The sequence below is a fragment of the Stackebrandtia nassauensis DSM 44728 genome (assembly GCF_000024545.1).
Taxonomy (GTDB): domain Bacteria; phylum Actinomycetota; class Actinomycetes; order Mycobacteriales; family Micromonosporaceae; genus Stackebrandtia; species Stackebrandtia nassauensis.
In genome coordinates this window covers 3,641,783-3,666,889 of the sequence record NC_013947.1, presented here as the reverse complement: position 1 = coordinate 3,666,889, position 25,107 = coordinate 3,641,783, and the positions used below count along the sequence as shown (strand labels likewise).

The 25,107-nt window shown below is 69.9% G+C and carries 23 protein-coding genes; 13 read left to right on the top strand and 10 right to left on the bottom strand.

The genetic code is table 11. The annotated features are described in order from the left end of the window. Window positions 1–19: 19 nt before the first annotated feature. The 10 genes from acsA to SNAS_RS17040 all read right to left on the bottom strand — a co-directional run bounded on the left by acsA (window position 20) and on the right by SNAS_RS17040 (window position 9,604). Entirely contained in the window at window positions 20–1,816 is a 1,797-nt protein-coding gene (gene acsA, locus SNAS_RS17085; protein ID WP_013018700.1) for an acetate--CoA ligase, read from the bottom strand. 153 nt (window positions 1,817–1,969) lie between these two features. Beyond that, a complete protein-coding gene (locus SNAS_RS17080; protein WP_013018699.1) occupies window positions 1,970–2,581 on the bottom strand; it encodes a V-type ATP synthase subunit D in 612 nt (203 codons plus the stop codon). Further along, window positions 2,578–3,978, bottom strand: coding sequence for a V-type ATP synthase subunit B (locus SNAS_RS17075; RefSeq protein WP_013018698.1), 1,401 nt, complete (start codon window positions 3,976–3,978; stop codon window positions 2,578–2,580). The genes SNAS_RS17080 and SNAS_RS17075 overlap by 4 nt, the downstream gene beginning before the upstream one ends. After that, on the bottom strand, window positions 3,975–5,702 hold the full coding sequence (locus SNAS_RS17070) for a V-type ATP synthase subunit A (protein WP_013018697.1): 1,728 nt from the start codon (window positions 5,700–5,702) through the stop codon (window positions 3,975–3,977). The genes SNAS_RS17075 and SNAS_RS17070 overlap by 4 nt, the downstream gene beginning before the upstream one ends. Then, window positions 5,699–6,214 carry a hypothetical protein gene (locus SNAS_RS17065; protein ID WP_013018696.1) on the bottom strand — a complete coding sequence of 172 codons (516 nt, stop codon included), beginning with the start codon at window positions 6,212–6,214 and terminating at the stop codon, window positions 5,699–5,701. The genes SNAS_RS17070 and SNAS_RS17065 overlap by 4 nt, the downstream gene beginning before the upstream one ends. Further along, window positions 6,211–6,426: a V-type ATP synthase subunit F gene (locus tag SNAS_RS17060; protein WP_013018695.1), complete on the bottom strand. Its 216-nt coding sequence runs from the start codon at window positions 6,424–6,426 to the stop codon at window positions 6,211–6,213. Before SNAS_RS17060 ends, SNAS_RS17065 begins: the two co-directional genes overlap by 4 nt. Window positions 6,427–6,428: 2 nt before the next feature. Then, window positions 6,429–6,845 carry an ATP synthase subunit C gene (locus tag SNAS_RS17055; RefSeq protein WP_013018694.1) on the bottom strand — a complete coding sequence of 139 codons (417 nt, stop codon included), beginning with the start codon at window positions 6,843–6,845 and terminating at the stop codon, window positions 6,429–6,431. Further along, window positions 6,842–8,251, bottom strand: coding sequence for a V-type ATPase 116kDa subunit family protein (locus tag SNAS_RS17050; RefSeq protein WP_013018693.1), 1,410 nt, complete (start codon window positions 8,249–8,251; stop codon window positions 6,842–6,844). Before SNAS_RS17050 ends, SNAS_RS17055 begins: the two co-directional genes overlap by 4 nt. Further along, entirely contained in the window at window positions 8,238–8,972 is a 735-nt protein-coding gene (locus SNAS_RS17045) for a hypothetical protein (protein ID WP_083787139.1), read from the bottom strand. The genes SNAS_RS17050 and SNAS_RS17045 overlap by 14 nt, the downstream gene beginning before the upstream one ends. Before the next feature lie 185 nt (window positions 8,973–9,157). Further along, complete coding sequence (locus SNAS_RS17040) at window positions 9,158–9,604, bottom strand: hypothetical protein (RefSeq protein WP_013018691.1); 447 nt, start codon at window positions 9,602–9,604, stop codon at window positions 9,158–9,160. A gap of 244 nt (window positions 9,605–9,848) precedes the next feature. On the opposite strand from SNAS_RS17040, the gene SNAS_RS17035 reads away from it, so the two are divergent. The 13 genes from SNAS_RS17035 (at window position 9,849) to hypE (ending at window position 25,105) form a co-directional block, all read left to right on the top strand. Then, the gene (locus SNAS_RS17035; RefSeq protein ID WP_144300531.1) at window positions 9,849–10,247 is read left to right on the top strand and encodes a hypothetical protein; all 399 of its coding nucleotides are present in this window, start codon (window positions 9,849–9,851) and stop codon (window positions 10,245–10,247) included. A 99-nt stretch (window positions 10,248–10,346) separates the two neighbouring features. Then, complete coding sequence (locus SNAS_RS17030; protein ID WP_013018689.1) at window positions 10,347–11,021, top strand: DUF4389 domain-containing protein; 675 nt, start codon at window positions 10,347–10,349, stop codon at window positions 11,019–11,021. After that, window positions 11,011–11,631: a hypothetical protein gene (locus SNAS_RS17025; RefSeq protein WP_013018688.1), complete on the top strand. Its 621-nt coding sequence runs from the start codon at window positions 11,011–11,013 to the stop codon at window positions 11,629–11,631. Before SNAS_RS17030 ends, SNAS_RS17025 begins: the two co-directional genes overlap by 11 nt. 103 nt (window positions 11,632–11,734) lie before the next feature. Then, window positions 11,735–12,604, top strand: a complete 870-nt coding sequence (locus SNAS_RS17020; RefSeq protein WP_013018687.1) for a universal stress protein — start codon at window positions 11,735–11,737, stop codon at window positions 12,602–12,604. Between the two features lie 186 nt (window positions 12,605–12,790). Beyond that, a complete protein-coding gene (locus SNAS_RS17015; protein ID WP_013018686.1) occupies window positions 12,791–13,672 on the top strand; it encodes a universal stress protein in 882 nt (293 codons plus the stop codon). An 11-nt stretch (window positions 13,673–13,683) separates the two neighbouring features. Beyond that, window positions 13,684–14,262: an Rv1733c family protein gene (locus SNAS_RS32895; RefSeq protein ID WP_013018685.1), complete on the top strand. Its 579-nt coding sequence runs from the start codon at window positions 13,684–13,686 to the stop codon at window positions 14,260–14,262. Further along, entirely contained in the window at window positions 14,241–16,805 is a 2,565-nt protein-coding gene (locus SNAS_RS17005; protein WP_013018684.1) for a cation-translocating P-type ATPase, read from the top strand. The genes SNAS_RS32895 and SNAS_RS17005 overlap by 22 nt, the downstream gene beginning before the upstream one ends. Then, window positions 16,802–19,498 (top strand): bifunctional acetate--CoA ligase family protein/GNAT family N-acetyltransferase, encoded by a 2,697-nt coding sequence (locus SNAS_RS17000; protein WP_013018683.1) that lies wholly within the window; start codon window positions 16,802–16,804, stop codon window positions 19,496–19,498. Before SNAS_RS17005 ends, SNAS_RS17000 begins: the two co-directional genes overlap by 4 nt. Before the next feature lie 16 nt (window positions 19,499–19,514). Next, entirely contained in the window at window positions 19,515–20,405 is an 891-nt protein-coding gene (locus SNAS_RS16995) for a universal stress protein (RefSeq protein ID WP_013018682.1), read from the top strand. Continuing rightward, window positions 20,402–22,696 (top strand): carbamoyltransferase HypF, encoded by a 2,295-nt coding sequence (gene hypF, locus SNAS_RS16990; protein WP_013018681.1) that lies wholly within the window; start codon window positions 20,402–20,404, stop codon window positions 22,694–22,696. Before SNAS_RS16995 ends, hypF begins: the two co-directional genes overlap by 4 nt. A gap of 5 nt (window positions 22,697–22,701) precedes the next feature. Further along, window positions 22,702–22,953, top strand: coding sequence for a HypC/HybG/HupF family hydrogenase formation chaperone (locus tag SNAS_RS16985; protein WP_013018680.1), 252 nt, complete (start codon window positions 22,702–22,704; stop codon window positions 22,951–22,953). Next, the gene (gene hypD / locus SNAS_RS16980; RefSeq protein ID WP_013018679.1) at window positions 22,950–24,059 is read left to right on the top strand and encodes a hydrogenase formation protein HypD; all 1,110 of its coding nucleotides are present in this window, start codon (window positions 22,950–22,952) and stop codon (window positions 24,057–24,059) included. Before SNAS_RS16985 ends, hypD begins: the two co-directional genes overlap by 4 nt. Next, complete coding sequence (gene hypE, locus SNAS_RS16975; RefSeq protein ID WP_013018678.1) at window positions 24,056–25,105, top strand: hydrogenase expression/formation protein HypE; 1,050 nt, start codon at window positions 24,056–24,058, stop codon at window positions 25,103–25,105. The genes hypD and hypE overlap by 4 nt, the downstream gene beginning before the upstream one ends. The last annotated feature ends 2 nt before the right edge of the window (window positions 25,106–25,107 follow it).

Here is a 25,107-nt window from a genome sequence, read left to right as displayed (position 1 = left end):
TCGACTTCGGGATGGGCAGTCACGACGATCCCTCCAAGGTAGACAGATCACCTTCGGCCAGTCCGAGTTCGCGGGCCTTGAGCAGGCGCCGCATCACCTTGCCGCTGCGGGTGTGAGGCAGGTTCGCCTGGAATGTGATCTCCTTGGGCGCCAAGCCTCCCAGCCGTTTGCGGGCGAAACCCATCACGTCCAGCCGAAGCTGGTCGTCGGGTTCGACTCCCGGCCGCAGCGACACGAACGCCTTCACCAGGTTTCCGGCGACCGGATCGGGTTTGCCGATGACTCCCGCCTCGGCCACGGCCGGATGCTCCATCAGGACACTCTCCACTTCGAACGGTCCGATGAGGTGACCGGCGGACTTGATGACGTCGTCGGCGCGTGCGACGAACCAGTAGTAGCCGTCGGCGTCGCGCCTGGCGACATCACCCGACAGGTACCAGCCGTCGGCGAAGCAGTGTTCGTACCGTCGCGGCTCGTGCAGGTAACCGCGGAACATGGACGGCCACCCGGTTCGCAGCGCGAGCTCACCGATCTGGTCCGCCTCGGTCGGAACCTCGACCCGGCCGTCGGTCACCAGTGCCCGCCCGTCCTCACCGCGACGCAACAGGCCCGCCTCCACCCCTGGCAGCGGGCGTCCCATCGAACCGGGGCGGATGTCCATGGCCACGTAGTTGCTGATCATGATGGCGCCGGTCTCGGTCTGCCACCAGTTGTCGTGGATCGGCAGACCCAGGACCCGCTGTCCCCAGACCACGGCCTCGGGGTTGAGCGGTTCACCGACGCTGGCGACGAACCGCAACGCCGACAGGTCATGTCGAGCGGCCAGCTCCGGGTTCTGCCGCATGAGCATGCGGATGGCCGTGGGAGCGGTGTACCAGACACTGACCCGGTTGTCGGCGAGCATGCGATACCAACGCTTGGCGTCGAACTCGGCGGCGTCGGTCAGCAGGGTGGCGCCGTGCGCGAGCGGCGCGATGATGCCGTAGGACGTTCCGGTCACCCAGCCCGGATCGGCGGTGCACCAGAACACGTCGTCCGGATGCAGGTCGAGGGCGTACCGGGCGGAGGCGTAGTGCGCCAACAGCGCCTCGTGTACGTGGACGGCGCCCTTGGGTTTGCCCGTGGTGCCGCTGGTGAAGTGCAGCAGCGCCATCGACTCCGGATCGGTGTCGGGGATCTCGAAGTCCTCGTCCACTTCGAACATCAGTTGTTCGAGATCCTCGGTCCCCTCCACCGGTTCACCGACGACGAGGACGTGTTCCAGACTGGGAATCCGGTCGCGGATACGCGCGATCTTGCGAGTGTAGAGCTCGGTGCTGGTCACCAGGACGCGCGCGTCACCCAGTACCAGGCGGTCATGGATCGGTTCGGGGCCGAAGGCCGGGAACAGTGGCGAGAAGACGCTGGTGTTCTTCAGCGTTCCCAGGGCGGTGACGTAGAGCTCCGGTATCCGGCCGAGCAGGGAGAACACCCGGTCGCCGGATCCCACTCCCAGACGTCGCAGCACGTTGGCGAAGCGGCCGGTGGCGGCCTTCAGCTCCGTGTAGTTGATGTCGGTGACGGCGCCGGTTCGATCCACGCAGCGGATCGCGAGCTTGTCGGCGAGGGGACCGTCGGCGTGCCGGTCCACCGCCTCATGGGCGATGTTGAGACCGCGGCCGCCCGGAAGCCCGGACAGCCAGTCGCGGGCGACGTCCCAGTCAAAGGACTTGTAGGTGTCGGGATATGACTGCAGATTCGGGGAGACGGCGAACTCACGGGTCTTGTGGATGGGCGGATGACCATGGAGTTCCCGGTCCTCGGCTGGCGGTTTCATTCGGGCTCCCTTTCGAACGGCACCGTTTCACGTCTTACGGTGCCGCTCCAGTCCGGCGTCTGGCAGAGTCCAGACGTCGTAGGCCGTCGAGCCGAAATACCCTCATCGCCGTGACACCCGGACCTGATCGGCCGCGAAACCGCCGCCGGCGCGTCACCGTGACGGATCCTGTCCCGAGGCCCAGTGACGGGTCAGATGTTCGGCCCGCTCCAGTTCCTCGAGAGAGGCATCCAGTTCGGACAGTGTCGCTTCCAATCCCGGAATCCACCTGTGATCCAGGGCCCGCACTCGGCGACGAGTCGTGGCTATCTCCAGTTCGACGATCCGGAGTGCCTCGGCCGCGGCGGCACAGTCGACGGCCGCTTCCAGGGCCCGACGGTGGGCCACGTTGGCTTCAGTCCACACAGCACCCGTGAGCACGGTGGCGCCAGGGGGCGTTCGCGGCGGAGCGCACGATGTCGCGACCGGGTATCGGGTGCCCATGACGGTGTCCCAGGTCAGGGTCACCTCCGCCGACTCCCGGGGGGCCGACAGCCGCAATCCGCGCAGACCACCGGTGAGCACGGCCCGGTCCACCCATTGGCGTGCCTGACGCGCGGCGAGTTCCCAGCTCTCGCGGCACTCCCGGGCTCGGGTCCACAAGTGATGGTGACGCTGTTCCAGGATCAGCAGCTTCCGTTTCAGCAGTTCGGCGGCGTTTCGCGCCGTGTCCACACGGTGCCGCAGCCATTGGCGGCCCGCCCGCCCCGGCGGTACCCGAATCATGACCGCGGTTCCTTCCGGTGGTTCTCGGGCAGATGGAGGCTCATCAGTTCGGCGGGCAGCATCGTCAGCTCCGGTCGCGGCAGCCGCGCCACGACCCGCCACAGCCGGTCGAGGGTGTCGGTCATGTCCCGGCACTCGTCACGGCGCTGCGACAGCAGGTCCTCGCCGAAACCGGCCTCCAGAGCCAGGTAACGCCGATCGATGTCGCTCAACGCCTCCGGTCCGACCAGTTCGGACAGTTCGCGTATCTGTCGGGCCCTGGCCAACGCGGCCAGTACCTGAGCCGCCACGTCCAGGTGGTCGTCGCGGGTACGTCCTGGTCCGGCGCCGTGGCGCATCAACCGCGACAGCGAGGCCAGCGGATCGACGGGCGGGTACACGCCGGAACCGTGCGCCCGCGCGGACAACACCACCTGCCCTTCGGTTATGTAGCCGGTGAGATCGGGCACCGGATGCGTCAGGTCTCCGGCGGGCATGGTCAGCACCGGAACGATGGTCACCGATCCCGGCCGGTCCCGCAGTCGGCCGCACCGTTCATACAGGGACGCCAGATCGCTGTACAGGTATCCGGGATAGCCGCGCCGGGCCGGGATGTCGTGCCGGGCCGTGGCGACCTCACGCAACGCCTCGGCGTAGGAGGTCATGTCGGTCAGGACCACCAGTACGTGACGGCCCTGGCCGAAGGCCAGGTTCTCGGCGATCGTCAAGGCCACCCTCGGGGTGACGACGCGTTCGATGACCGGTTCGTCGGCGGTGTTGAGCAGCAGCACGAGTTCCCCGGCGGCGGCACGTTCGGCCAGGACGTCGCGGGCCGCCGCCGCGTCGGCATGGGAAAGACCCATACCGGCGAACACGACGCAGAACGGTTCGCCACCGGTGTGCGCCTGAGCCGCGATCTGGGTGGCCAGTTCCAGATGCGGCAACCCCGGTATCGAGAACACCGGCAGCTTCTGGCCACGCACCAAAGTGGTCAAACCGTCGACCACGGAGACTCCGGTGTGGACCGGTTCGCTGGGGGGCATGCGACGGGTCGGGTTGATCGGGCTTCCCGCCACCGGCAGTCGCTCGGAGCCGAGGATCGGCGGTCCACCGTCGACGGGCACCCCACGCCCGTTGCACACCCGGCCAAGCCACCCCGAACCGACCACCACCCGGAACACCGAACCGGTGAACTCCACCCCGGTGCCGGTGACGGTCATCCCGTCGGTCCCCTCGAGCACCTGCACCACCGCCAGGTCTTCGTCCACTTCGAGCACCAGACCGTGACGAAGCCGCCCGTCCGGCATCCGGATCCGGGCGAACTCGTCCCAGCCCACCCCGGACACCCGGTCGAGGACCAGCAGCGGCCCCCGCAGCGACCGCACCGATGTGTACTCGAGCCGGGCCCAGGGATTCACGATGCCAGTTCCTTCAGACGTTCCAGCACCACGTCCCGGCGAGCTCGCACTCCCTCGACGTCGTCGGGGCCCGACTCCTCACGCGCCCGCACGAGCGGCGAATAGTCGGCCCCCTCCACGTCGGCGGCGGGGACACCCGTGGTGACGGCGGTTTGAGCGGCATCGATCACCGCGATCACCGCCTCGGCCAGCGCCACGGTCTTGGCGGTGGTGCAGTGGGCGTCCGTCGCCGACAGCGCGCTCTGCTGTAGCACCGCCTCACGAATCAACCTGCCGCCCAGCAGGATCACGCGTTCGTGCGGCGGCAGCGCCGTCGTGCCGACGAGCTCGGCAAGCGCGGAGAGCCTGTCGGCTTCGGACAGCACCGTCGTCAGCCGTTCGCGCCGGGCCCACCAGGCGCGATCCCCGTGGGCGGCGTGCCAGGCACCGATGGTCTCGGCATCCCGGCAGAACGAACCCGACCACGACACCGACGGATAGTGCCGGGCATAGGCCAGGTCGCGGTCCAGAGTCCAGCGGCAGCGGACGAACCGCTCGGTGTAGGCGGTCACCGGCTCGGTCAGGTCCCCGCCGGGTGGGGAGACCGCCCCCACCACGGTCACCGATCCGATGCGGCCGCCAAGGGTCTCCACCACTCCGGCACGTTCGTAGAACGCCGCCAGCGCCGAGGCCAGCCCGGCCGGGTAGCCCTCCTCGGCGGGCAGTTCCCGGTTCCGGGAGGCGAACTCGCGCAACGCTTCCGCCCACCGGGAGGTGGAGTCGGCGATGAGCACCACGTGCAGACCCATGTCACGGAAGTACTCGGCGACGGTCATCCCGGTGTGGATGCTCGCTTCGCGGGCCATCATGGGCATGTTCGAGGTGTTGGCGATGACCACGGTGCGGTCGGCCAACCTGCCGCCGGAGCGAGGATCGGTGAGCGACAACAGTTCCGCCACTACTTCGGCCATCTCATTGCCCCGCTCACCGCATCCGATGTACACGATCACGTCGGCGTCGCACCACTTGGCCACCTGCTGCAACAGGACGGTCTTGCCGGTGCCGAAGCCGCCGGGAACCGCGGCGGAGCCGCCGCGCGGCACCGGGAACAGCAGGTCCAGGACGCGCTGTCCGGTGTGGAGGGGAGCGGTCTGTTCCAGCCGGTTTCGGACCGGACGGGGGCGGCGCACCGGCCATGGTTGTGCCATGTGGACCGGCTGACCGGCAACCCGCGCGATCACCGTCTCGGCCGGGTATCGGCCCTCGGGGGCCAGATACTCGAGTTCCCCGGCAAGCGTGGGTGGAACCAGGACCGGGTGTTTGACCGGGCGGGAGTCGCGCAGCACACCGAGTTCGTCGCCGGGACCCACCCGGGCTCCCACGGTCGCGAGTGGATCGAACGACCAGGGTCGGGATCCGAAGGACGGTGCGGCGGTCCCGCGACCCAGGAAGTCCGGGGCGTCGGACAGCGGACGCAGCAGACCGTCGAAGACGCCGCCCAGCAGTCCCGGGCCCAGCGGAGCCGACAGCGGCGATCCGCCGGTGCGGACCACAGCCTTCGGGGCCAGGCAGCCGGTGTCCTCGTACGCCTGCACCGTGGCGATGTCGTCCCGCACCGCCACGACCTCACCGGGGATACCCTCGGTTCCCAGCCACACCGTCTCGTTCATCGCCACGGGCGCACTGAGATCGACGTCGACCAGCGGGCCGCATACCCGCCGCACCCGTCCGAAGGTCTGGTTCACGGTGTCCACAACCCTTCGACCGCGAGTCCGAGCCGGTCGACGGCCCGATCGGCCAACAGCCGCAGGCCACAGTCCACCCGGGCCCCCGGCGCGCTGGCGGTCACCTCGCCGACGTCGGTCTCGATCCGGGCGGCGGAGCCCAGCAGCCGCCGCGCCTCGGCGGTGAACCGTTCGGTGAGGTCCGCGTATCGCGGTTCGGCGGCGATCGTGGCGACGGCGCGGCGAACCTCCTCCCGCAGCCGTTGGTACGCGCGGTTTCGGGCACGCAGTTCCGCCGCGCGCACCGCTCGGCGGGTCCGGGCTCGCTTTTCGTCCAGAATGGAGTTAGCGATCGCGTCGCCTTCCGCGTTGGCCTGCCGTTTGACCTGTTCCGCCCGCCGTCGAGCCTCCGCCACGGTGTCGGCGGCCTCTTCCCGGGCTGCCCGCAACAGCTCCTCGGCGTCCGAACGGGCCCGGGACAACAGCGCGGTCGTCGCCGGAGTGAGGTCATCGGTGAACGGTCGCGGCCTCACTCCGGGATCACCACCGTGAGGGGTCGGCCGACGCGGCCGGAGCCCAGGCTTCGATCCGCGGCGGCGGTGAGGATGACGACCGTCACCTCCGGACCCAGGTCGCGCCACGCCCGCCGTACCTGCTCGGGATCCTCCGCCGGGCACACCAGCGCCCCGGCCAGGGACCAACCGGTCACCAGGTCCCGTTCGCCGATCACCGCGACCCGGCCCATGGTCAGGAACGTCCGATCAGGATGATCGCCACGATCAGCCCGTAGATGGCGATTCCCTCGGCCAGACCCACGATCACCATGGCCCGGCCGAACAGCTCAGGCCGTTCGCTCAATGCCGCCAGCGCCGCGGAACCGGTGTACGCCACCGCGATCGCCGCTCCGATCGAGGAGCCGACCACCGCGATCGCCGCTCCCAGCAACGCGGCCCAGTTCGCCTCGTCACCGGATTCGGCCGGGGCGGCGGCCTGGGCGGGCTCGCCCGTCAGTACCAGCAACACCACCAGTAGCGCGCTCGCCAGCAGCAGGGCGTTGACGGCGATCAGCAGCACGGTCCCGGCCCGCCGCCGCCGACGCGACAGGCCGTAGGCGGCGGCCACCGCCGCGACGACGAGCGCGAGCCCCGCCAGCAACACGATCATGACCGATCCTCCTCCATGTCAGTCCATATGGGAATTCTCCAGGGGTGGAATGGTTCACCGAATCCGGTGAACATCCGCGAGAACAGTTCGTAGAACTCGAGTCGCAGCGCTTGGATCGCGGCCACCAGTGCCTCCAGCGCGAACGCCACCGCGTTGCCGAGCACGAACACCAGCACCGCCGCGATCGTCCCGGGGAGACCCCCGTCGGCCAGTCCGGTGGTGCCGTGCCACACCAACCCGGCCAGTGCGGCGTGGGTGAGTCCGAACGCCGCCAACCGGGCGAAGGAGAACAGGTTGGAGCCAAGCCGCAGGATCGCGTCGAAGACCTCGACCCCGGCCTGCGCCATCCCGCCGGCGCCACCACCGGAAGCGGCGTAGAACCCGACACCCGACAGCGCCAGACCGACCGCGGTGACGCAGACGCCGACACCGATGAGCACATATCCGTGCAGGAGAAGCCCGGCGGCCAGCGCGCCCAAGCCGACGAAGACCGTCAGCCCCGCGCCGCCCGAGGAGGCGTACACCGCCAGCCGAGGCCCGCCCTCCCGCCAGCGATTCACGACCGCGGCCGCGTAGGCCGCGGCCAGCAACACGGCGCCCACCGCCACCGACGCCCACAGCAGCGTCATCGGCTGTTCGAGCGGAGCCACCCACAGGACCGGCAGCACCCCGGTGGGCCCGAAGAACTCCCCGTACAACACCCCGAAACCGACACTGGTGAACCCCGCGGCGAGCACGAACGGCCAGGCCCGCACCGCCCACAGCAGTCGCCGCGGCGGCCGGAACCGCAACCACAGCGCGACCAGCAGGAGCAGCAGTCCGTGACCGGCGTCGCCGAACATCATGCCGAACATGAACACGTACGCCGCGGCCGCCGGAAGCGTCGGATCGACGTCGCGATAGGGGAGCGTGCCGTAGGTGGTGACCAATTCGGTGAAGGAGCCGCGCCAGGGTCCACCTTCGGGCAACAGGGTGGGCGGATCGACTCCCGGCGGCGACGGCAGCGGCACCACCGCGGCGCCCAGCCGACTCAGCCGGGCGGTCAGATCCGGCAGTGCCGATTCGGCAAGCCACCCGGTCAGCGCGGCGAACTCGCCCCGCCGGACGGCCTGGGCCGCGTGAGTCTCCAGCTGGGCCTCCCCGGCCAGCAGGTCCAGGCGACCGCCTCGCACCAGTTCGTCCAGGTCCGGTTCCCACTCCGAGAGCGCCGGCGAATCCACTGTGGCATGGGCCGCCCGCAGTGCCCGTCCGGCCGGTCCGGCCGACGACTCGGCCCAGGAGGTCGAGTCGAGCTGGACGGTTCCGGTGTCCGCCACGGCCGCCAGGGCGGCGCGCAGATCCGCCTGCCCGGCGACGATCGCGACGCGTCGCATCCGTACCGGACGCATCGTCTCAGACAACGGCATCGTAGACCCCCAGCGCTCTTCCGCCCCGTGCCGCGCAGTGCAGGGCCGCGCGGACCCGCCGGGCGTCGGCCGCCAGCATGCCGACACAGCCGACCACCACGGCACGTCCGGCTTTGGGCGTCGACAACAGTGCCCGAGCCTCGCGCTCCATTCGAACCCACCAGGCGTTCTCGGCACGCCACAGCTGGCCGGGATCACCGACCCCAGCCAGCGGCCAGCGTGCGTTGTGCCGCAACCCCTGTGTGAACCCGTCCCAGTCGCCGGCGGCCACACCGTCTCCCAGCAGCGTCCGCATTCGACGGCGTGTCGAGTCCTCAACCGGTCGACCGTCGAGGAACAGGAGCCGGGCGGTCAGCAACGCGGCACCACCGGCGGCCCAACCGGCCGCCTCCGGGACCACGGTCATCACCCGCCGAGCCCACTCCAGCCCCAGGGACGACGCGATGGCCGCGGGCGTGATGCCTTCCGGATCCCGCCAGGGCGTGGTCGCCAGCAATTCGGCGAGTTCCGTGGTCGAGGCGGCCTCGCGCAGCCGTGGCCAGGCCGTGGACAACCTGCCCAGGTCGAAATACCGTCCGGTCTTCAGAGCGGACAGTTCCCGGGCGAGTTCGACCACATTGGCCATCTCTAGGCCGGCGGCGAGCACCCGGACGATCTCCGCCCCCTGTCGGGGCTGCCAACCGGCCAACACCCGCAACTGCCACAACAGCGCCTCGACCACGCCGTGCTCGGCATCGGCGAGGCTTTGTCCAGAGTAAACAGAATGCCCGTATGGTCCCTGGGCCAGTGTGGAAATCGCGGCCCGCGCGGACGCACTCGAAGCCAGTTCGCGTGCACCCGCGACGCCAAGCCGACGGTTCAGCAACGCGCGTGCCCGGATGCCCCCGGCAACCCATCCGGCCCTCATCACGAGCCGCCGGTCACGGTTCGATCGGCGTCGAGGACCCGGCGGGCCCAATCCTCCGCCTGGTGCACCAGATCCGGCATCCTGGCCCGCGCCAATGCGTCCACCATGGAGACAGCATCCCGGACGGCGGCTTCGACCTGACTGTCGTCATCGGCGGTCGCGCGCGCCTGCGCGATCGACTCGGCGCGCAACGCCGCCGCCTCCGTTCGTGCCCGGTGAAGCAGCTCCTCGGCTCGTCGCGTCGCCTCGGCGCGCAGTCTCGCCGCCTCGGCGCGCGCGTCCGCCCGAATCCTTTCGGCTTCCTGCTCGGTGGCCGACAGGACCGCCAGCAACGGCTCGAGTTCGGCGGCCCGTTCGGCGACGCGGTCGGCCGGCACACCCCGGACGGCGGCCGCGCCGGGCGCACCGGCCGGGCGAAACCGTTCCAGGAAGTCGCGAAGCGCCATGATCCGACCGTATGGCCGCGGTGGAAACCCGTGGCGAGGATCTTCGGGCACGGTGCCGCGGTCGTCGGCCCCTGCGCGCACGGCCCAACGACCCTGGCGCCGCCATGGCGCCGCGCGCGGGCTGCCCGCGTCCAGAAACGTTGGGGCACAAGGTCCCGGGTACGGCGCGCCAATCCTGAGGACCTTGAACCCATGCGGCGTCCCCGCTCGCGCGAAACGGTAAAGGGGAGAGGAGGTGAGCATGATGACGAAGACACTCGGACGTCTGACCTGGCGAGACGGTGTCGCGACGCTGATCGTGTTGTTCACGTTCGGCCTCTACGCCGCGTATCTCGCCGGTGCCGGTCTTCCCGTGGTGGGTGGTGTGCGCGGCCTCGCGGTCGCGGCACTGATCCTCGGTGTTTCCGCGTGCGCCGTCGGCGCGACGGAATCGGCCAAGGCAACTCCCGCCAAACAGATCGGCCAGGTCCTCGGTGCGGTGGCGGGCATCGCGTTCCTCATCGCGCTGTTCACCGGCAACGGAATCGCCCTCGCGTTCTTCCTCGGTGCCATCGGTCTGCTGTGGGCGGCTACCACCGTCCAGCACCTGATCGGGAGCCTGAGCCGAACGACACCGGGCAAGACGATGCACCCGGTCGGATGAATCTCACCTGACTCCACCGGACCCCCGCCCCGGCCACCGGTGCGCGGGGGTCCGGCTTCGACATCGGCCGTCGGCCGAGAAGGAAAGAGGAGACAATCCATGAACGGACAGACGCTGACACTCACCGCCCGCTCCGGCGAATCCCTCAGCCGGTGGTTGTGGCTGGTGAAGTGGATCCTGTTGATCCCGCACTACCTCGTCCTGTTGTTCCTGTGGACGGCGTTCGTGGTCCTGACGATCGTCGCGTATGTCGCGGTGTTGATCACCGGCGTCTATCCACGCTGGATCTTCGACTTCAACGTCGGCGTCCTGCGGTGGCACTGGCGGGTGAACTACTACGGCTACGCCGCGCTGGGAACCGACCGCTATCCGCCCTTCACCCTGGCCGACGACCCGTCGTATCCGGCGCGACTGGACATCGCGCGCCCCGAGCGGATCGCGCGCTGGCGTCCGCTGGTGCACTGGCTGCTGGCGATACCCCACCTGGTGCTGCTCAACGCGTTCGTGGCCGCCCCGGTCTGGGGCGACTATGACGCGCCGACCCGGGAACGGGCCGTCGTGTCGATCGGTGTCCTCGGCGCCGCCGTGCTCATCCTCGGTTTCGGGCTGCTGTTCACCGGACGCCGCCTCAGCGGCCTGTACGACCTGCTGCTCGGCCTCGCCCGCTGGGGATACCGGGTGCTGGCCTATGTCGCGCTCATGACCGACGTCTATCCACCGTTCCGCCTCGACCAGGGCGACGCACCCACGATTGTGGAACATCATGGGCCGTGATCGGTTGTGGCTCAGCTGGTTCGGCTGGGTCACCCTCGGGGAGTGCGCCGGTTTCGCGGTGCCCTCCGCGACCTACGCGATCACTCCCTCGGCCCCGGCGCCGGTACAGACGGCACTGATGCTGGCGGCTGGTTGCACCGAGGGATACATCCTCGGCCTCGCCCAGGCGCGGGTGCTGCGGCGGGTGTTGCCGGGGACCCGGCACTGGCCGACAGCCACCGCGCTCGGCGCCGGGATCGCCTGGGTGTGCGGCCTCGTCATCGCCGAACTGTGGTCCGAGGCCGTGTTGCCGCTGCCCGCGACGGCCGGTGTCACGGTGGTGCTGGCCGTGACGGGACTGATGTCGATCGGAACCGCGCAATGGTGGCTGCTGCGCGGACGACTCGCCAGGGCGGGCTGGTGGATCACCGGCACGGCGGCGGCCTGGGTGGCGGGACTCGCGGTGTTCCTCACGGTGTCGACTCCACTATGGCATGAAGGTCAGCCGACCGGTGCGGTCGTCGTGATCGGGATGTTCGCCGCGACACTGATGGCGGCGGCGATGGCCGCGGTCACCGGTGCGGTCCTGTGGTGGCTGTTGTCGGCGACGACCGCGCGGTCGTCGGTCTAGCGTCCATTATGGCGTAGTGCCCGAGAGGGCAGAGCTCAAAGTCCCCGTTGGCGTGGCCGCTTCGCCCCTGCGTCGGTACGCGGGATTCGGCGAGTCTGGAGACATGAACGAGAACTCGCCCGCCCCAGTGGTCGTCGGTGTCGACGGTTCGGACGACAGCCCGAGCACCGTCATCCTGGCCGCCGCATACGCCGCCGACCGTCAAAGTCCACTTCGTATCGTCCACGCCCGCGCGTGGCCCACCTACACCGGCAATCCGCCGCTGCTCACCCCACCCGTCGCGCCCATTGAGGACGAACCGACGGCCCGGCTGATCGTCGACAATGCCCGCGACCTGGTCCGTGGAGTTCACCCCGACGTGAACGTCACCGGCCACGTGATCGACGGCGGACCCGCCGTCGTCCTGATAGACGAGTCCCGTCACGCCACCCTCGTGGTCGTCGGATCCCACGGGCACGGCGGACTGGCGAGACGGGCGCTCGGCTCGACCGCGATGGACGTGGCCGCGCGGGCGACCTGCCCGGTGCTGGTCGTGCGCGGTGAGGTCACCAGGAACGGTCCGGTCGTGGTGGGTGTGGACGGTCGGGGCACGTCCAAGGCCGCGATCGACTTCGCGTTCGCCGAGGCGCGGGCCCGGAGTGTGCCGCTGCGGGCCGTCCACGCCTGGCACCACTCGACCAACCTCGTCGACACCGCCGAGTCGGAAGCCGACGGACGGCAACGCGCGCGATCGGTCCTGGACGAATGGCTGTCCGATGATCGCGGGAACTTCGGTGATGTCGTCGTCGAGACCGTGCCGGTGCATCAGGCCAACCCCGCGCGGGCACTGGGGGAGGAGTCGGCGAAGGCGAGCCTGGTGGTCCTCGGGTCCCGGATGCGCGGCGCCCTGCGGTCCCGGCTATTGGGTTCGACCGGATACGCGATGGTCCACACCAGCCAGTGCCCGGTGGTGATCGTTCGCTCCGCGACATAGCGGCGCGGGTTTTCGCCGAGCCGGCGCGGGTAAGCGGGACTCAGGCCGCGCCAACGACTTTGGTCCCTGCCGGTTCAAGTATCTGGACCCTGCGTCGGATCCCGGCGAGCCGGGAAGCTGAATACCGCGTCCGGCAGGGCATGGCACCTCATACCGGACATCCGAGACACAATGGAGGACAGACAGATGGCGGCTCCGATCATCGTCGGATTCGACGGTTCACCACACAGCCAGGTCGCGGTCGACTGGGCGGCCGAGGAAGCCCGACTGCGGCAGCGTCGGTTGCTGATCATCCACTCGTTCCTGGTGTTGTCCCCGTTGGCGACGGACCTCGACTCCAGCAGGCACGAAGCCTCGCGTGCCAGCGTGGGCGATCTCGTCGACAAGGAAGTCGCCAGAATCCGCGACCTGAACCCCGACCTGGAGGTCAGCGGCAAGGTCGTCGGTGGCATGTCGGCCAGCATCGACCTGGTCGAGGCGTCCGAGGACGGCGAACTGTTGGTCGTTGGCAGCCGTGGCCGAGGCAGATTCACCTCGCTGCTGCTGGGCTCGACCTCGACGCAGGTCACCGCCTACTCGCGCTGCCCGGTCGTGGTGGTCCGCGGCCCGGCGCCGGTGAGGAGCCAGGAACCCGATCGCATCGTCGTCGGCGTGGACGCCTCCCCGCTGTCCCAGGCCGCACTGCGGTTCGCCTTCGAGGAGGCATCGCTGCGCGAAGCCCGGCTGATCGCCGTTCACGCCTGGACCCACCCGGTCGCCACCGAATCCGGCGACGTGCTTCCGCAGGTCTACTCCATCGAGGAACGCGCCGACAGCGAGAAACGCGTGCTGGCCGAGGCTTTGGCCGGGTGGCCGCAGAAGTACCCCGACGTGCCGGTGGAGCGGGTGTGTGAACGCGTCGACGCCCGCCAACTGCTGCAGGAGAAATCCGCGGGGGCCTGCCTCGTGGTGTTGGGTTCGCGAGGGCACGGCGGTTTCACCGGCCTGCTGCTGGGCTCCACCACGCAGGCGATGGTGCATCACGCCGACGCGCCCGTGGCCGTCGTCCACTCGTCGGGCGCATCCTGATCGGCACGACGATGATCCGTTGGCGCTTGGTCACCGATGCCGCGAGATTCGCGCGGCTGTTGAGCCTCGACGACAACCCGTTGCGGCGCGAAGTGGATCGCGTCGAGGCTATGGCCGCCCGCTTCGTCATTCTCATCGTGGCGGCACTGCTGCCGGTGTGCGTATGGCTGGGGATGAGGATCCACGAGGACGGTCTGGCCACCATGGAATCTCAAGCCCTGACGCACTACCAGGTAACGGCGGTGTTGACGCATGACATCCAGCCCGCCGTGGCAACGTCCTCGTACCAGCAACGCTGGGGTGAGGCGCGCTGGCAGACACGTCACGGCATCGAGGACAGCGGACGCGTCAAAGCCCCGGCGGGCGCCAGGGCTGGCGACACGGTCACGATCTGGCTTGACGGCGACGATCAACTCGCCGAGCCGCCGTTGACGCGGCAACAGGCGAGCGGACGGGCCGTCTTCGCGGCCGTCTTCGCCTACATCGGCGTCGTCGAACTCGGATTCGGGGTGTGCTGGCTGGTGCGACGGCGCCTCGACCGAATCCGGATGCGTTCATGGGAGACGCAATGGTCCCGGTTCGCCTCGTGACCTCCGAAACCGGCTTGTCGCGCACCCAAGCCGCGAAGCTGTTGGCCTCGCGGGGACCCAACGAGATTCCCGTCGCCCGCCGTGCCAGCCGCTGGTGGGCGCTGGCGAAGCAGTTGACGCACTTCTTCGCGCTGCTGCTGTGGGCGGCGGCCGGACTGGCCTTTCTGATCGGCATGCCGCAACTGGCGGTGGCCATCGTCATCGTCGTGGTGGTCAACGCCGGATTCGCCCACATTCAGGAGTACCGCGCCGACCGGGCCGCCGAACGGTTGCGGGATCTGATGCCCGCCAACGCCACCGTCATCCGCGACGGACACCGGCTCACGATTCCCGCCGCGCGGCTGGTGCCCGGCGACCTGGTCTTGCTGGAAGCGGGGGACCGCATCAGCGCGGACCTGCGTGTCGTCGGCGGCGAGATCGCCGTCGACGAGTCCATGTTGACCGGCGAGGGGGTCGCGCGGCGGGTGACGACCGACGCGACGGTGTACGCGGGCACCTTCGCGGTGGAGGGCGCGGCCGCCGCGCGGGTGTCGGCGACCGGCGTGCGGACCCGGCTGGCGCAGATCACCATGCTGACCCGGCAGACGCACCGTCCCCCGAGCCCGCTGGCGGTGCGGCTCAACCGGGTCGTGACCGTCATCGCCGTGGTGGCCGTGGCCGTGGGCGCGATGTTCTTCGGGATCTCACTGCTGCTGGGCAGCGACCCGGCCGTCGGGTTCGTCTTCGCCCTGGGCGTGACGGTGGCGCTGGTGCCGGAGGGACTGCTGCCGACCGTGACGTTGTCGCTGGCGTGGGGGGCGCGAGCCATGGCGGACAAGAACGCGCTCGTCAAGCGGCTGGAGTCGGTGGAGACCCTCGGCTCGGTGACCTACATCTGCACCGACAAGACCGGAACCCTGACCCGCAACCAGATGACGGTTACGCGAGTGTGGACACCGCGGGGCCTCGCCTCGGTCACCGGCGAGGGCTACGAACCACGAGGCGACGTCGACGGGCCGCGGGAGGCCGTCGAAGCGCTCGCCTACGCCGCGGTGCGGGCCTCGTCGGGCCGCCTGGTGGAACACGACGGTCACGCCACACCGCACGGCGACCCGATGGAGGTCGCCTTTCACGTACTGGCCTTGCGTTGCGGCATCGACGTAGCGGCGAGAGAAGCCGCTGAACCCGAGAAGCACCGCTACGCCTTCGACAGCGCTCGTCTCATGTCATCCACATTGGTGGAGGACACGCTGTATGTGAAGGGGGCGCCCGAGGCCGTGTTCTCCCGATGCCGGGACACCGGATCCGCCGCCGAGGCCGCCGCCGACTTCGCCCGCTCCGGCCTGCGGGTGCTGGCCGTTGCCGCCCGAACCGCGTCCGCGATGGGGCAGGGCGCCGAGGCCGACGAACGCGACCTGACCCTGCTGGGGGTGGCGGGCCTGGCCGACCCTCCCCGCCCCGACGTCGCCGACGCGATCGCCGCGTGCCGTCGGGCCGGTATCCGGCTGACCGTGGTCACCGGGGACCACCCCGCGACCGCCAGCGCCGTGGCTCGGCGAGTGGGCCTGCTGGATCACGGTTCCCTGGTGATCACGGGCGCGGAGCTGCCCGGCGACGAGGCCGCGCTGGCCGAACTGCTGGATCGCGACGGGGTGGTGGTCGCACGCGTGACCCCGGAGGACAAGCTGCGCATCGCCCGCGCCCTGCAGAACAGTGGCCACATCGTGGCCATGACCGGCGACGGCGTCAACGACGCCCCCGCGCTGCGCACCGCCGACATCGGCATCGCCATGGGTGCCTCGGGCAGCGACATCGCCCGGGAGGCCGCCGATCTGGTGCTGCTGGACGACCACTTCGCCACCATCGTCGCGGCGGTCGAAAGAGGACGCGCCACATTCGTCAACATCAGGCGGTTTCTGACGTATCACCTCACCGACAACGTCGCCGAACTGGCGCCGTTCGTCGTGTGGGCGCTCAGCGGCGGGTCGTTTCCGCTGGCCATCGGCGTCCTGCAGATTCTCGCCCTCGACATCGGCACCGACCTGTTGCCCGCACTGGCGCTGGGCGCCGAACCCCCCAACCCCCGCACCATGACCACCGGTGCCCGCACCGGTGCCCTCATCAACCGCGGCGTCCTGATCCGGGCTTTCGGCGTGCTGGGGCCCGCCGAGGTGCTCGCCTCGCTGACGGCGTTCACCGTCGTGCTGCTGGCGGGAGGCTGGCTGCCCGGAAGCGACGTACCCGCGCCGCTGCTGCACATCGCCTCGGGCACGGCCTTCGCCGCGATCGTCCTGGGACAGCTGGCCAACGCCTTCGCCTGCCGCAGCGTCTCACGCCCCGCGTTCCGGATCGCTCTGACGACCAACCGGCTGTTGCTGGTGGCCGTGGGGATCGAGATCGTCCTGCTGGGCGTGTTCCTGGGACTGCCACCGCTGGCGCAGCTGCTCGGAGGCGGCTGGCCGTCCCTTTTGGGCTGGACCCTGGCGGTGGCAGCGGTGCCCATGGTGCTGGCGGCCGACGCGGCACACAAGACAGTCATCAATCACCGATGGAGGACCAGATGAGCGACACCAACCCGACCAAGGACGCGTCGAGGCGGGCACTGACCCTTGACGGGAGGATCGTGTCGATCCGGCCGGTGCGGCCCGGTGACGCGGCGGGCCTGACCTCCCTGCACGACACCGCCGACACCCGCAGCATCAAACTCCGGTTCTTCGCGCTGGGCAAGGACACCGTCCCCCGGGAGGTGGAACGGTTGACCCGTCCGCCCGGCGACGACTTCGCCGCCCTGGTCGCCGTCGACCACGGCCGCATCGTCGGTGTGGCCTCCTACGAGCGAGAACCCGGCGCGAGCCGGGGTGAGCTGGCGGTGTTCGTCGCCTCGGCGCACCACGGCCGCGGCATCGCCACCCTGCTGCTGGAGCACCTCAGCGTCGAAGCGCACCGCAACGGCCTCACCCAGCTGGAGGGCAAGGTGTTGCTGAACAACACCGCCATGCTGAAAGTCATTTGCGGGCTGTCGGCGGACGGGCTGTCGCCCGCGATCGGCAACGTCGTGGACTTCACGCTGCCCACCAGCTTCAGCGACCGTGAACTGTCCGCTGTCGACTTTCGCGGCCGCTCGGCCCAGCAGCGTTCGCTGGCGCCCCTGATGACACCGCGCACGGTGGCCGTCGTCGGTGCCGGACGGCGGCCCGGCGGCATCGGCCACGAGATCCTGCGCCAGATCCTCGAATACGACTTCACCGGCTCGGTCTACCCGATTCACCCGCACGCCGACACGATCGCCGGACAACGCTGCTACAAGTCCCTGGACGAGGTCCCCGCCGCCGTCGACCTGGTGATCGTCGCGGTCCCCGCCGCGGCGGTCGCCGATGTCATCGACGAGGCCGGGCGCGCCGGTGCCCGGGCCGCGGTCGTGATCAGTTCCGGCTTCGCCGAGATCGGCGAGGCCGGAGTCGGCGCGCAGGCGGAACTGGTGAACCGGGCCCGGCGTCACGACATGCGCCTCGTCGGCCCCAACTGCCTCGGATTCATCAACACCGACCCACGGGTGCGGCTGGCGGCGAGTTTCGCCGTCGACGTCCCCGAACCCGGAGGACTGGCGGTGGCCTCGCAGTCGGGCGCGGTGGGTATCGCGGTGCTGCATCACGCGCGCGGTGCCGAACTGGGGATCCGCTCGTTCGTGTCCCTCGGCAACAAAGCCGACGTCAGCGGCAACGACCTGCTGTCGTACTGGTTCGACGATCCCGACTGCCGGGCGGCGGCCCTGTACCTGGAGTCCTTCGGCAACCCGCGACGGTTCGCGCGGGTGGCGCGGGCGTTCGCCAGGCAGAAACCGATACTCGCGGTCAAGAGCGGACGGTCCAGCGGCGGCCGTCGTGCCGGGGCGTCCCACACCGCCGCCGCGGCGGCGGCCAACACCACGGTGGATTCGCTGTTCGAACAGTCCGGGGTGATCCGCACCGACACCCTCGGTGAGATGATCGACGCGGCCCGACTGCTGTCCGAGCAGCCGTTGGCGGCGGGGAACCGGATCGCGATCGTCGGCAACGCGGGCGGCATCAACGTGCTGGCCGCCGACAGCGCCGAGACCGCCGGACTGACCTGCCCGCAGCTGTCACCCCCGCTGGCGGACCGACTGCGTGCCGATCATCCCGCCGTCGTCACCACCGACAATCCCATCGACCTGGGCGCGGCCACCACACCGGCGGCCATGCGCGACACCATCGTGACGGTGGCCGACAGCGGCGAGACCCACGCCATGGTCGTGGCCTTCGCCGCGTCCCGTTCCACTGACGTACCCGGCTGCCTGCAGGCCATCGCCGACGCTGCCGACGCCGCGCCCGACACACCGATGGCCGTGGTCCTGATCGGTGTCACCGACGCACCGGCCACACTGGGCAAACGACGGGTCCCCGTGTTCGACCTTCCCGAACGCGCGGTGGCCGCACTGGGGCGAGCCGTCGGCTACGCCGAATGGCGGCGCCAGCCCCTGGGCGAGTCCCCGCAACTGTCCGATATCGACCAACCTGCCGCCCGGTCGCTCGTCGACGAGGCGCTGCGCACCGGCGGCGGCTGGCAGAACGCCGAATGGTCGCGCGGACTGCTGGCAAGCTACGGCATTCCCCACGTCGAAACCCGCTTCGCCACGTCCGTACACGAAGCCGTCGCGGCGGCCGATGCCATCGGCTTTCCCGTGGCGCTCAAGGCCGACGATCCGACGATGGTCCACAAGACCGAACGCGGAGCCGTCCACCTGGGGCTCGACTCGGCCGCCGCCGTCAAGAGCGCGTACCTGGCCATAGGCAACGCGCTGCACACCTCCGTGCCCCGGGTCGCCGTGCAGCCCATGGTGACCGGCACGGTCGAACTCATCGCCGGTGTCACCCACGACCGGCAGTTCGGGTCGGTCGTGATGCTGGGACGGGGCGGAATCCAGACCGAACTGTGGGACGACAACGCCTTCCGGCTGTTGCCGCTGACCGATCTGGACGCCCGGCGGATGTGGCGCTCGTTGCGCACGGCACCTCTGCTGACGGGGTATCGCGGCAGTCAGCCCGTCGACACCTATCGACTCGAAGACCTGATGCTGCGGCTGGCGCGGCTGGCCGAGGACTTCCCCGAACTGGCCGAACTGGACATCAACCCGCTGCTGGCCGGTCCCGGGCTGCTGGCGGCCGTCGACGTCAAGGTCAACGTCGCCGCCACCGACACCGGCGCCGAATGGATGCTGCCCACCCTGCGAGAACCGTGAGACAAGGAGACACGACATGTCCACTCCGGTAGCCGTCGGATACGACGATTCCGAACACAGCGAGCGCGCCGTCGCATGGGCGCTCGACGAGGCACGGCTGCGCGGCCTGCCCCTGCTCCTGGTGACCGTCCACCTGACGATGGGCGCCCCGCCGCCACCCGCCGAGGGAGAAACCGACCCCAGCGCCGAACGAAAGTCCGTTCAGGACATGCTCGACGCCGCCAAGCGGAGGCTGGAGCTGACCGCGCCGGATGTGAGCATCGAGACCGCACTGATCAGTGCCTCGACCTCCAGCGGCGGCCTGGTGTCGGAGTCCCACAAATGGGCGCTGCTGGTGCTGGGTGATCGCGGCCGCGGCGGCTTCGCCGGGATACTCCTGGGCTCGACCACCACCCAGGTCAGCGCGCACGCCCACTGCCCGGTCATCGTCGTGCGCGACACCGATACCGGTGACGGCCCCAACGCCGGACGAGTGGTCATCGGTGTGGACGGTTCGGTGCTGTCGCAGGCGGCCGTCCGCTTCGGACTGCGGGAGGCACGGCTACGCCGGCTACCGGTGACCGTCCTGCACGCCTGGCACTATCCGACCACGACCCGGGACGGCTACTTCGTCCTGGGCGTCGGCGATCGCGAGGCGATGGAGAACCGTGCCACCGCGGTGCTGTCGGACTCGTTGGCCGGAATCCGGCGCGAATACGCCGACGTCGAGGTCACGCGGACCTCGCTGCACGGCAACACCCGGCAGATCCTGCTGGAACAGTCCAGGGGCGCTCAGCTGCTGGTGGTCGGTTCCCGGGGACACGGGGGCTTCGCCGGACTCGTCCTGGGTTCGACGAGCCAGGCCATGTTGCACCACGCCCACGCGCCGGTGGCGATCGTCCACGCCGCGGACGAGGCGACGCCATGACGCCCGCCCGGCTGCGCGGAGTCCGCGCGGTGCGCGTGACCGTCTCCGGGCTGGTGCAGGGCGTCGGGTTCCGTCCGTTCGTGTACCGGCTGGCGAACGAACACCGCCTGAACGGACACGTCGCCAATACCGGCGGCCAGGTCGCCATCACCGCCCGCGGCCCGGCGGCCGCGCTGGCGGAGTTCATCGCGCGGCTGAGCACCGAGGCACCCGTCCAGTCCCATGTGGAGAATGTTGCCGTCGCCGACCTGGAGCCCACTCCCGGGCCCGGGGCGGGTTTTCGCATCGTCAACAGTGCTCGCTCCGGAGATCCACGGCGGTACCCGCCGCCGGACCTGGCGACCTGCGCCGCCTGTGCGCGGGAACTGTTCGACCCCGACGACCGCCGGTACCGATACCCCTTCATCAACTGCACCGCCTGCGGACCCCGGATATCCATCATCGACGATCTTCCGTACGACCGGGCCCGCACCACGATGCGGACGTTCCACATGTGCGACCGCTGCCGGGGCGAATACCTCGATCCCGGTGACCGGCGCTTCCACGCCGAACCGATCGCCTGCGCCGACTGCGGACCGCGATTGACGTGGTGGGGAGACGGCATCGGCCACGGCGAGGCGGCACTGTCACAGGCGATCGCCGTTCTGGAAACCGGCGGCCTGATAGCGATGAAGGGCGTCGGGGGCTATCAACTGGTCACCGACGCCGGAGACGACACGGCGGTGCGGCGGCTGCGTCACGTCAAGAACCGCCCCGGCAAACCACTGGCGGTCATGGTTGGCACCCTGGACCGGGCCCGGAGGCTGGCCGACCTCGACACCGACGAGGCGAAACTGCTGACGGCACCTGCGGCGCCGATCGTGGTGTGTCACAGCCCGCACCTGGAAACGCTGTCATCGTTGGTGGCCCCGCGTCTGTCCCATGTGGGAGTGTTCCTGCCCTACAGCCCGCTGCATCATCTCCTGCTGGCCGCACTGGATCGTCCGCTGGTCGTGACCAGCGGGAACCTCGGCGGCGAACCCATCATCATCGGCGACGAGGCCGCCCGGGACCGCCTGGGGCCCATGGTGGACGGAGTGCTCGGCCACGACCGCCCGATCCGGGAACGCCACGACGATTCCGTGGTGCGGGTGGTCGACGGTGAGACACTGACCCTGCGGCGAGCCCGCGGCTACGCGCCATCACCGTCGCGACTGCCGATCCCGACGGACAGGACCATCCTGGCCGCTGGCGCGCAGTCGAAATCGGCGTTGGCGGTGACCGGGGACGACCGGGTCATCCTGGGCCCGTACCTGGGTGACCTCGACAGCGCCGAGGCGATGGACGGCTACGCCACCGGCGTCGACCGCCTGTGCGGCATGCACGCGGTACAACCGAACCTCATCGCCCACGACCTGCACGACGGGTACGCGTCCACCCGGTTCGCCAGGGACAGTGGCCTGGACCGCGTGGGCGTCCAGCACCACCACGCTCATGTCGTGGCCACCGCCGCCGAACGCGGCGTCGACGAACCGTTCATCGGGGTCGCCTACGACGGACTCGGCATGGGCGACGACGGCACCCTGTGGGGCGGCGAGATCATGCTGGCCGACTACCGGGACTTCCGGCGGCTGGGCCGGTTCGGCTACGCGCCGCTTCCCGGTGGTGCCGCCGCGATCCGCAACCCCGCCCGGATGGCACTGGGATACCGCTACGGCGCCGAGGATCTCGGCGGCGGAACATTCCGGGCACCAGAACTGGAGAAACGCCTCGGCCCCGCCCAGACCGACACCATTCGTCGGATGATCGAGCGAGGCGTCAACTGCCCCAAAGCATCCAGCGCCGGTCGACTGTTCGACGCGGTCGCCGCGCTGCTGGGAATCACCGACACCTCCAGCTACGAGGGCGAGGCGGCGGTACTGCTGGAAGCCGCCTGCGAAGGCGTCGCCGACGCCTTCCCGCTGCCGTGGCGGCTGGCCCGGCGGGACGGGATCGCCGTCTACGACCCAATACCCACTCTGCGCGCCATCACCGAGACGGACGAAGCGACGAGCCTCACCGCGGCGCGATTCCACACCACCATTGTGGAGGTGACGGTGGCGTTGGTGCGCGACGCCGCCCGGCACGGCTATCCCAAAACCGTGTGCCTGGGCGGTGGGGTGTTCCAGAACCGGCGCCTGGTCCGCGGCGTTCGCGAGGCTCTCGGTCAGGAGGGTTTCACCGTCCACATCAGCCGCGACATTCCGGTCAACGACGGCGGTATCGCTTATGGCCAGGCAGTGATAGCCGCGGCCCGATCCACCCGGAGGTGACAACCATGTGTCTGGGAATACCGGGACGTATCGTCGACGTCGCCCAGGGCAGACCCCGTATGGGCACCGTCGACTTCGACGGCCTGCGACGTGAGGCGTGCCTGGAATACGTCCCCGAGGCGGAAACGGGTGACTACGTCATCGTGCACGTGGGATTCGCGATCTCCCGCGTCGACGAGGCCGAGGCGGCCCGGACCCTGGCCGTGATCCGGGCGATACCCGACGCCCTGGCAACCGAACTGGGGACCGAACCATGAAATACCTAGACGAATACCGCGACCCGGTGCTGGCACGCCGACTGCTGTCCGAACTGGAATCGACCGCGACCCGTCCCTGGACCCTGATGGAGGTGTGCGGGGGCCAGACCCACACCATCGTCCGGCAGGGCATCGACGAACTGCTGCCACACGGGATCCGCATGATCCACGGCCCCGGCTGCCCGGTGTGCGTGACCCCGCTGGAGATGGTCGACAAGGCCATCGCGATCGCCTCGCGTGACGGGGTCATCTTCTGCAGCTACGGGGACATGCTCCGGGTGCCCGGTTCCGGTGGCGATCTGCTCGGCGTCAAGGCGCGCGGCGGCGACGTCCGGGTGGTGTACACGCCGCTGGACGCGGTGAGCCTGGCCGTCGCCAACCCCGACCGTCAGGTGGTCTTCTTCGCCGTGGGGTTCGAAACCACCGCCCCCGCCAACGCGATGGCCGTCAAACAGGCCGCCAGCCTCGGCCTGGACAACTTCAGCGTGCTGGTGTCCCACGTGCTGGTGCCGCCCGCGATCACCGCGATACTCGACGCGCCCGACAACGAGGTCACCGCCTTCCTCGCCGCCGGTCACGTGTGCGCGGTCATGGGCTGGACCCAGTACGAACCCATCGCGGCGGCGTACCGGGTGCCCATCGTGGTCACCGGATTCGAACCCCTCGACCTGATCGAGGGAATCGTCATGGCGGTGCGCCAACTGGAGACCGGACGGGCCGAAGTGGAGAACCAGTACGTCCGGGCCGTGCGCCGCACGGGCAACAGCCGCGCCCGCGACACCATCGACGAGGTGTTCACGCTGACCGACCGCACCTGGCGCGGCATCGGCGAGATCGCCCACAGTGGCCTGCGACTGTCGGAAGCCTACCGCCACCACGACGCCGAAACCCGCTTCCCGGTCGAACGGGAAGCCACCCGCGAAAGCGAAGTGTGCATCGCGGGGGAGATCCTGCGCGGCACCCGACTGCCCACCGACTGCCTCGCCTACGGCACCGCCTGCACCCCGCGACATCCGCTGGGAGCGCCCATGGTGTCGGCGGAGGGAACCTGTGCCGCCTTCCACACGGCGGGACGAGGCCGACAAGCCACACTGGAGGAACAATGACCGTCGACCCCGCCGCGGCGTCCTGCCCGGTACCGCGAACCGACTCAAGCCACATCCGGCTGGGCCACGGCTCGGGAGGACAATTGATGGCCGAGCTGCTGGGGGAGGTGATCACCCCGGGACTGCTTCCTCCGGGTCCGATGGAGGACGCCGCCGTGCTCCCCGACCCGGGTGGTGACCTGGCACTGTCGACAGACGCCTTCGTGGTGACACCGCGATTCTTTCCCGGCGGCGACATCGGGATGCTGGCGGTGCACGGGACCGTCAACGACCTCGCCATGCGGGGAGCCGTCCCCATCGCGCTCGCCGTGTCCTATGTGCTGGAAGAGGGCCTGCCGATGGCGGAACTGCGCCGTATCAACGACTCGGTGGCCAAGGCCGCCGCCGACTGCGGGGTCGCCGTGGTCACCGGTGACACCAAGGTGGTGAACCGGGGCGCGTGCGACGGCATCTACATCACCACCACCGGTGTGGGCCGGATAGCCCCGGCCGCGGCGGTGTCGGCCGCCAACGCCGCCGTCGGCGACGCCGTGCTCGTCTCGGGGCCCATCGGTTCCCACGGCACGGCCATCCTGTCGGTGCGCGAAGGACTGGGCTTCGAAGCCGCCATCACCTCCGACACCCGGCCCCTGCACGAACTCGTGGCCGCCATGCTCGCGGCCGGAGGCGCCGGAGTCCACGTACTGCGGGACCCGACCAGAGGCGGCCTGGCCAGTGCCCTGATCGAAGTGGCCCAGGCCAGTCAGGTCGGCATCGAGATCACCGAAGCCGCAGTACCGGTACCCACCCCGGTCACCGCCGCCTGCGAGCTGCTGGGCCTGGACGTGTGGCACGTCGCCAACGAGGGCTGCCTCATCGCGCTGGTCGCGCCCGAAGCCGCCGACGCCGTGCTGGCGGCGATGCGGACCTGTCCGGAAGCGGAACACGCCAGCCTCATCGGGCGGGTCACCGCCGGTCCGTCCGGCCGCGTCACCGCCCGCACTCCACTGGGTACCGCGCGAGTGGTCGACATGCTCATCGGCGAACAGCTGCCGCGCATCTGCTGACG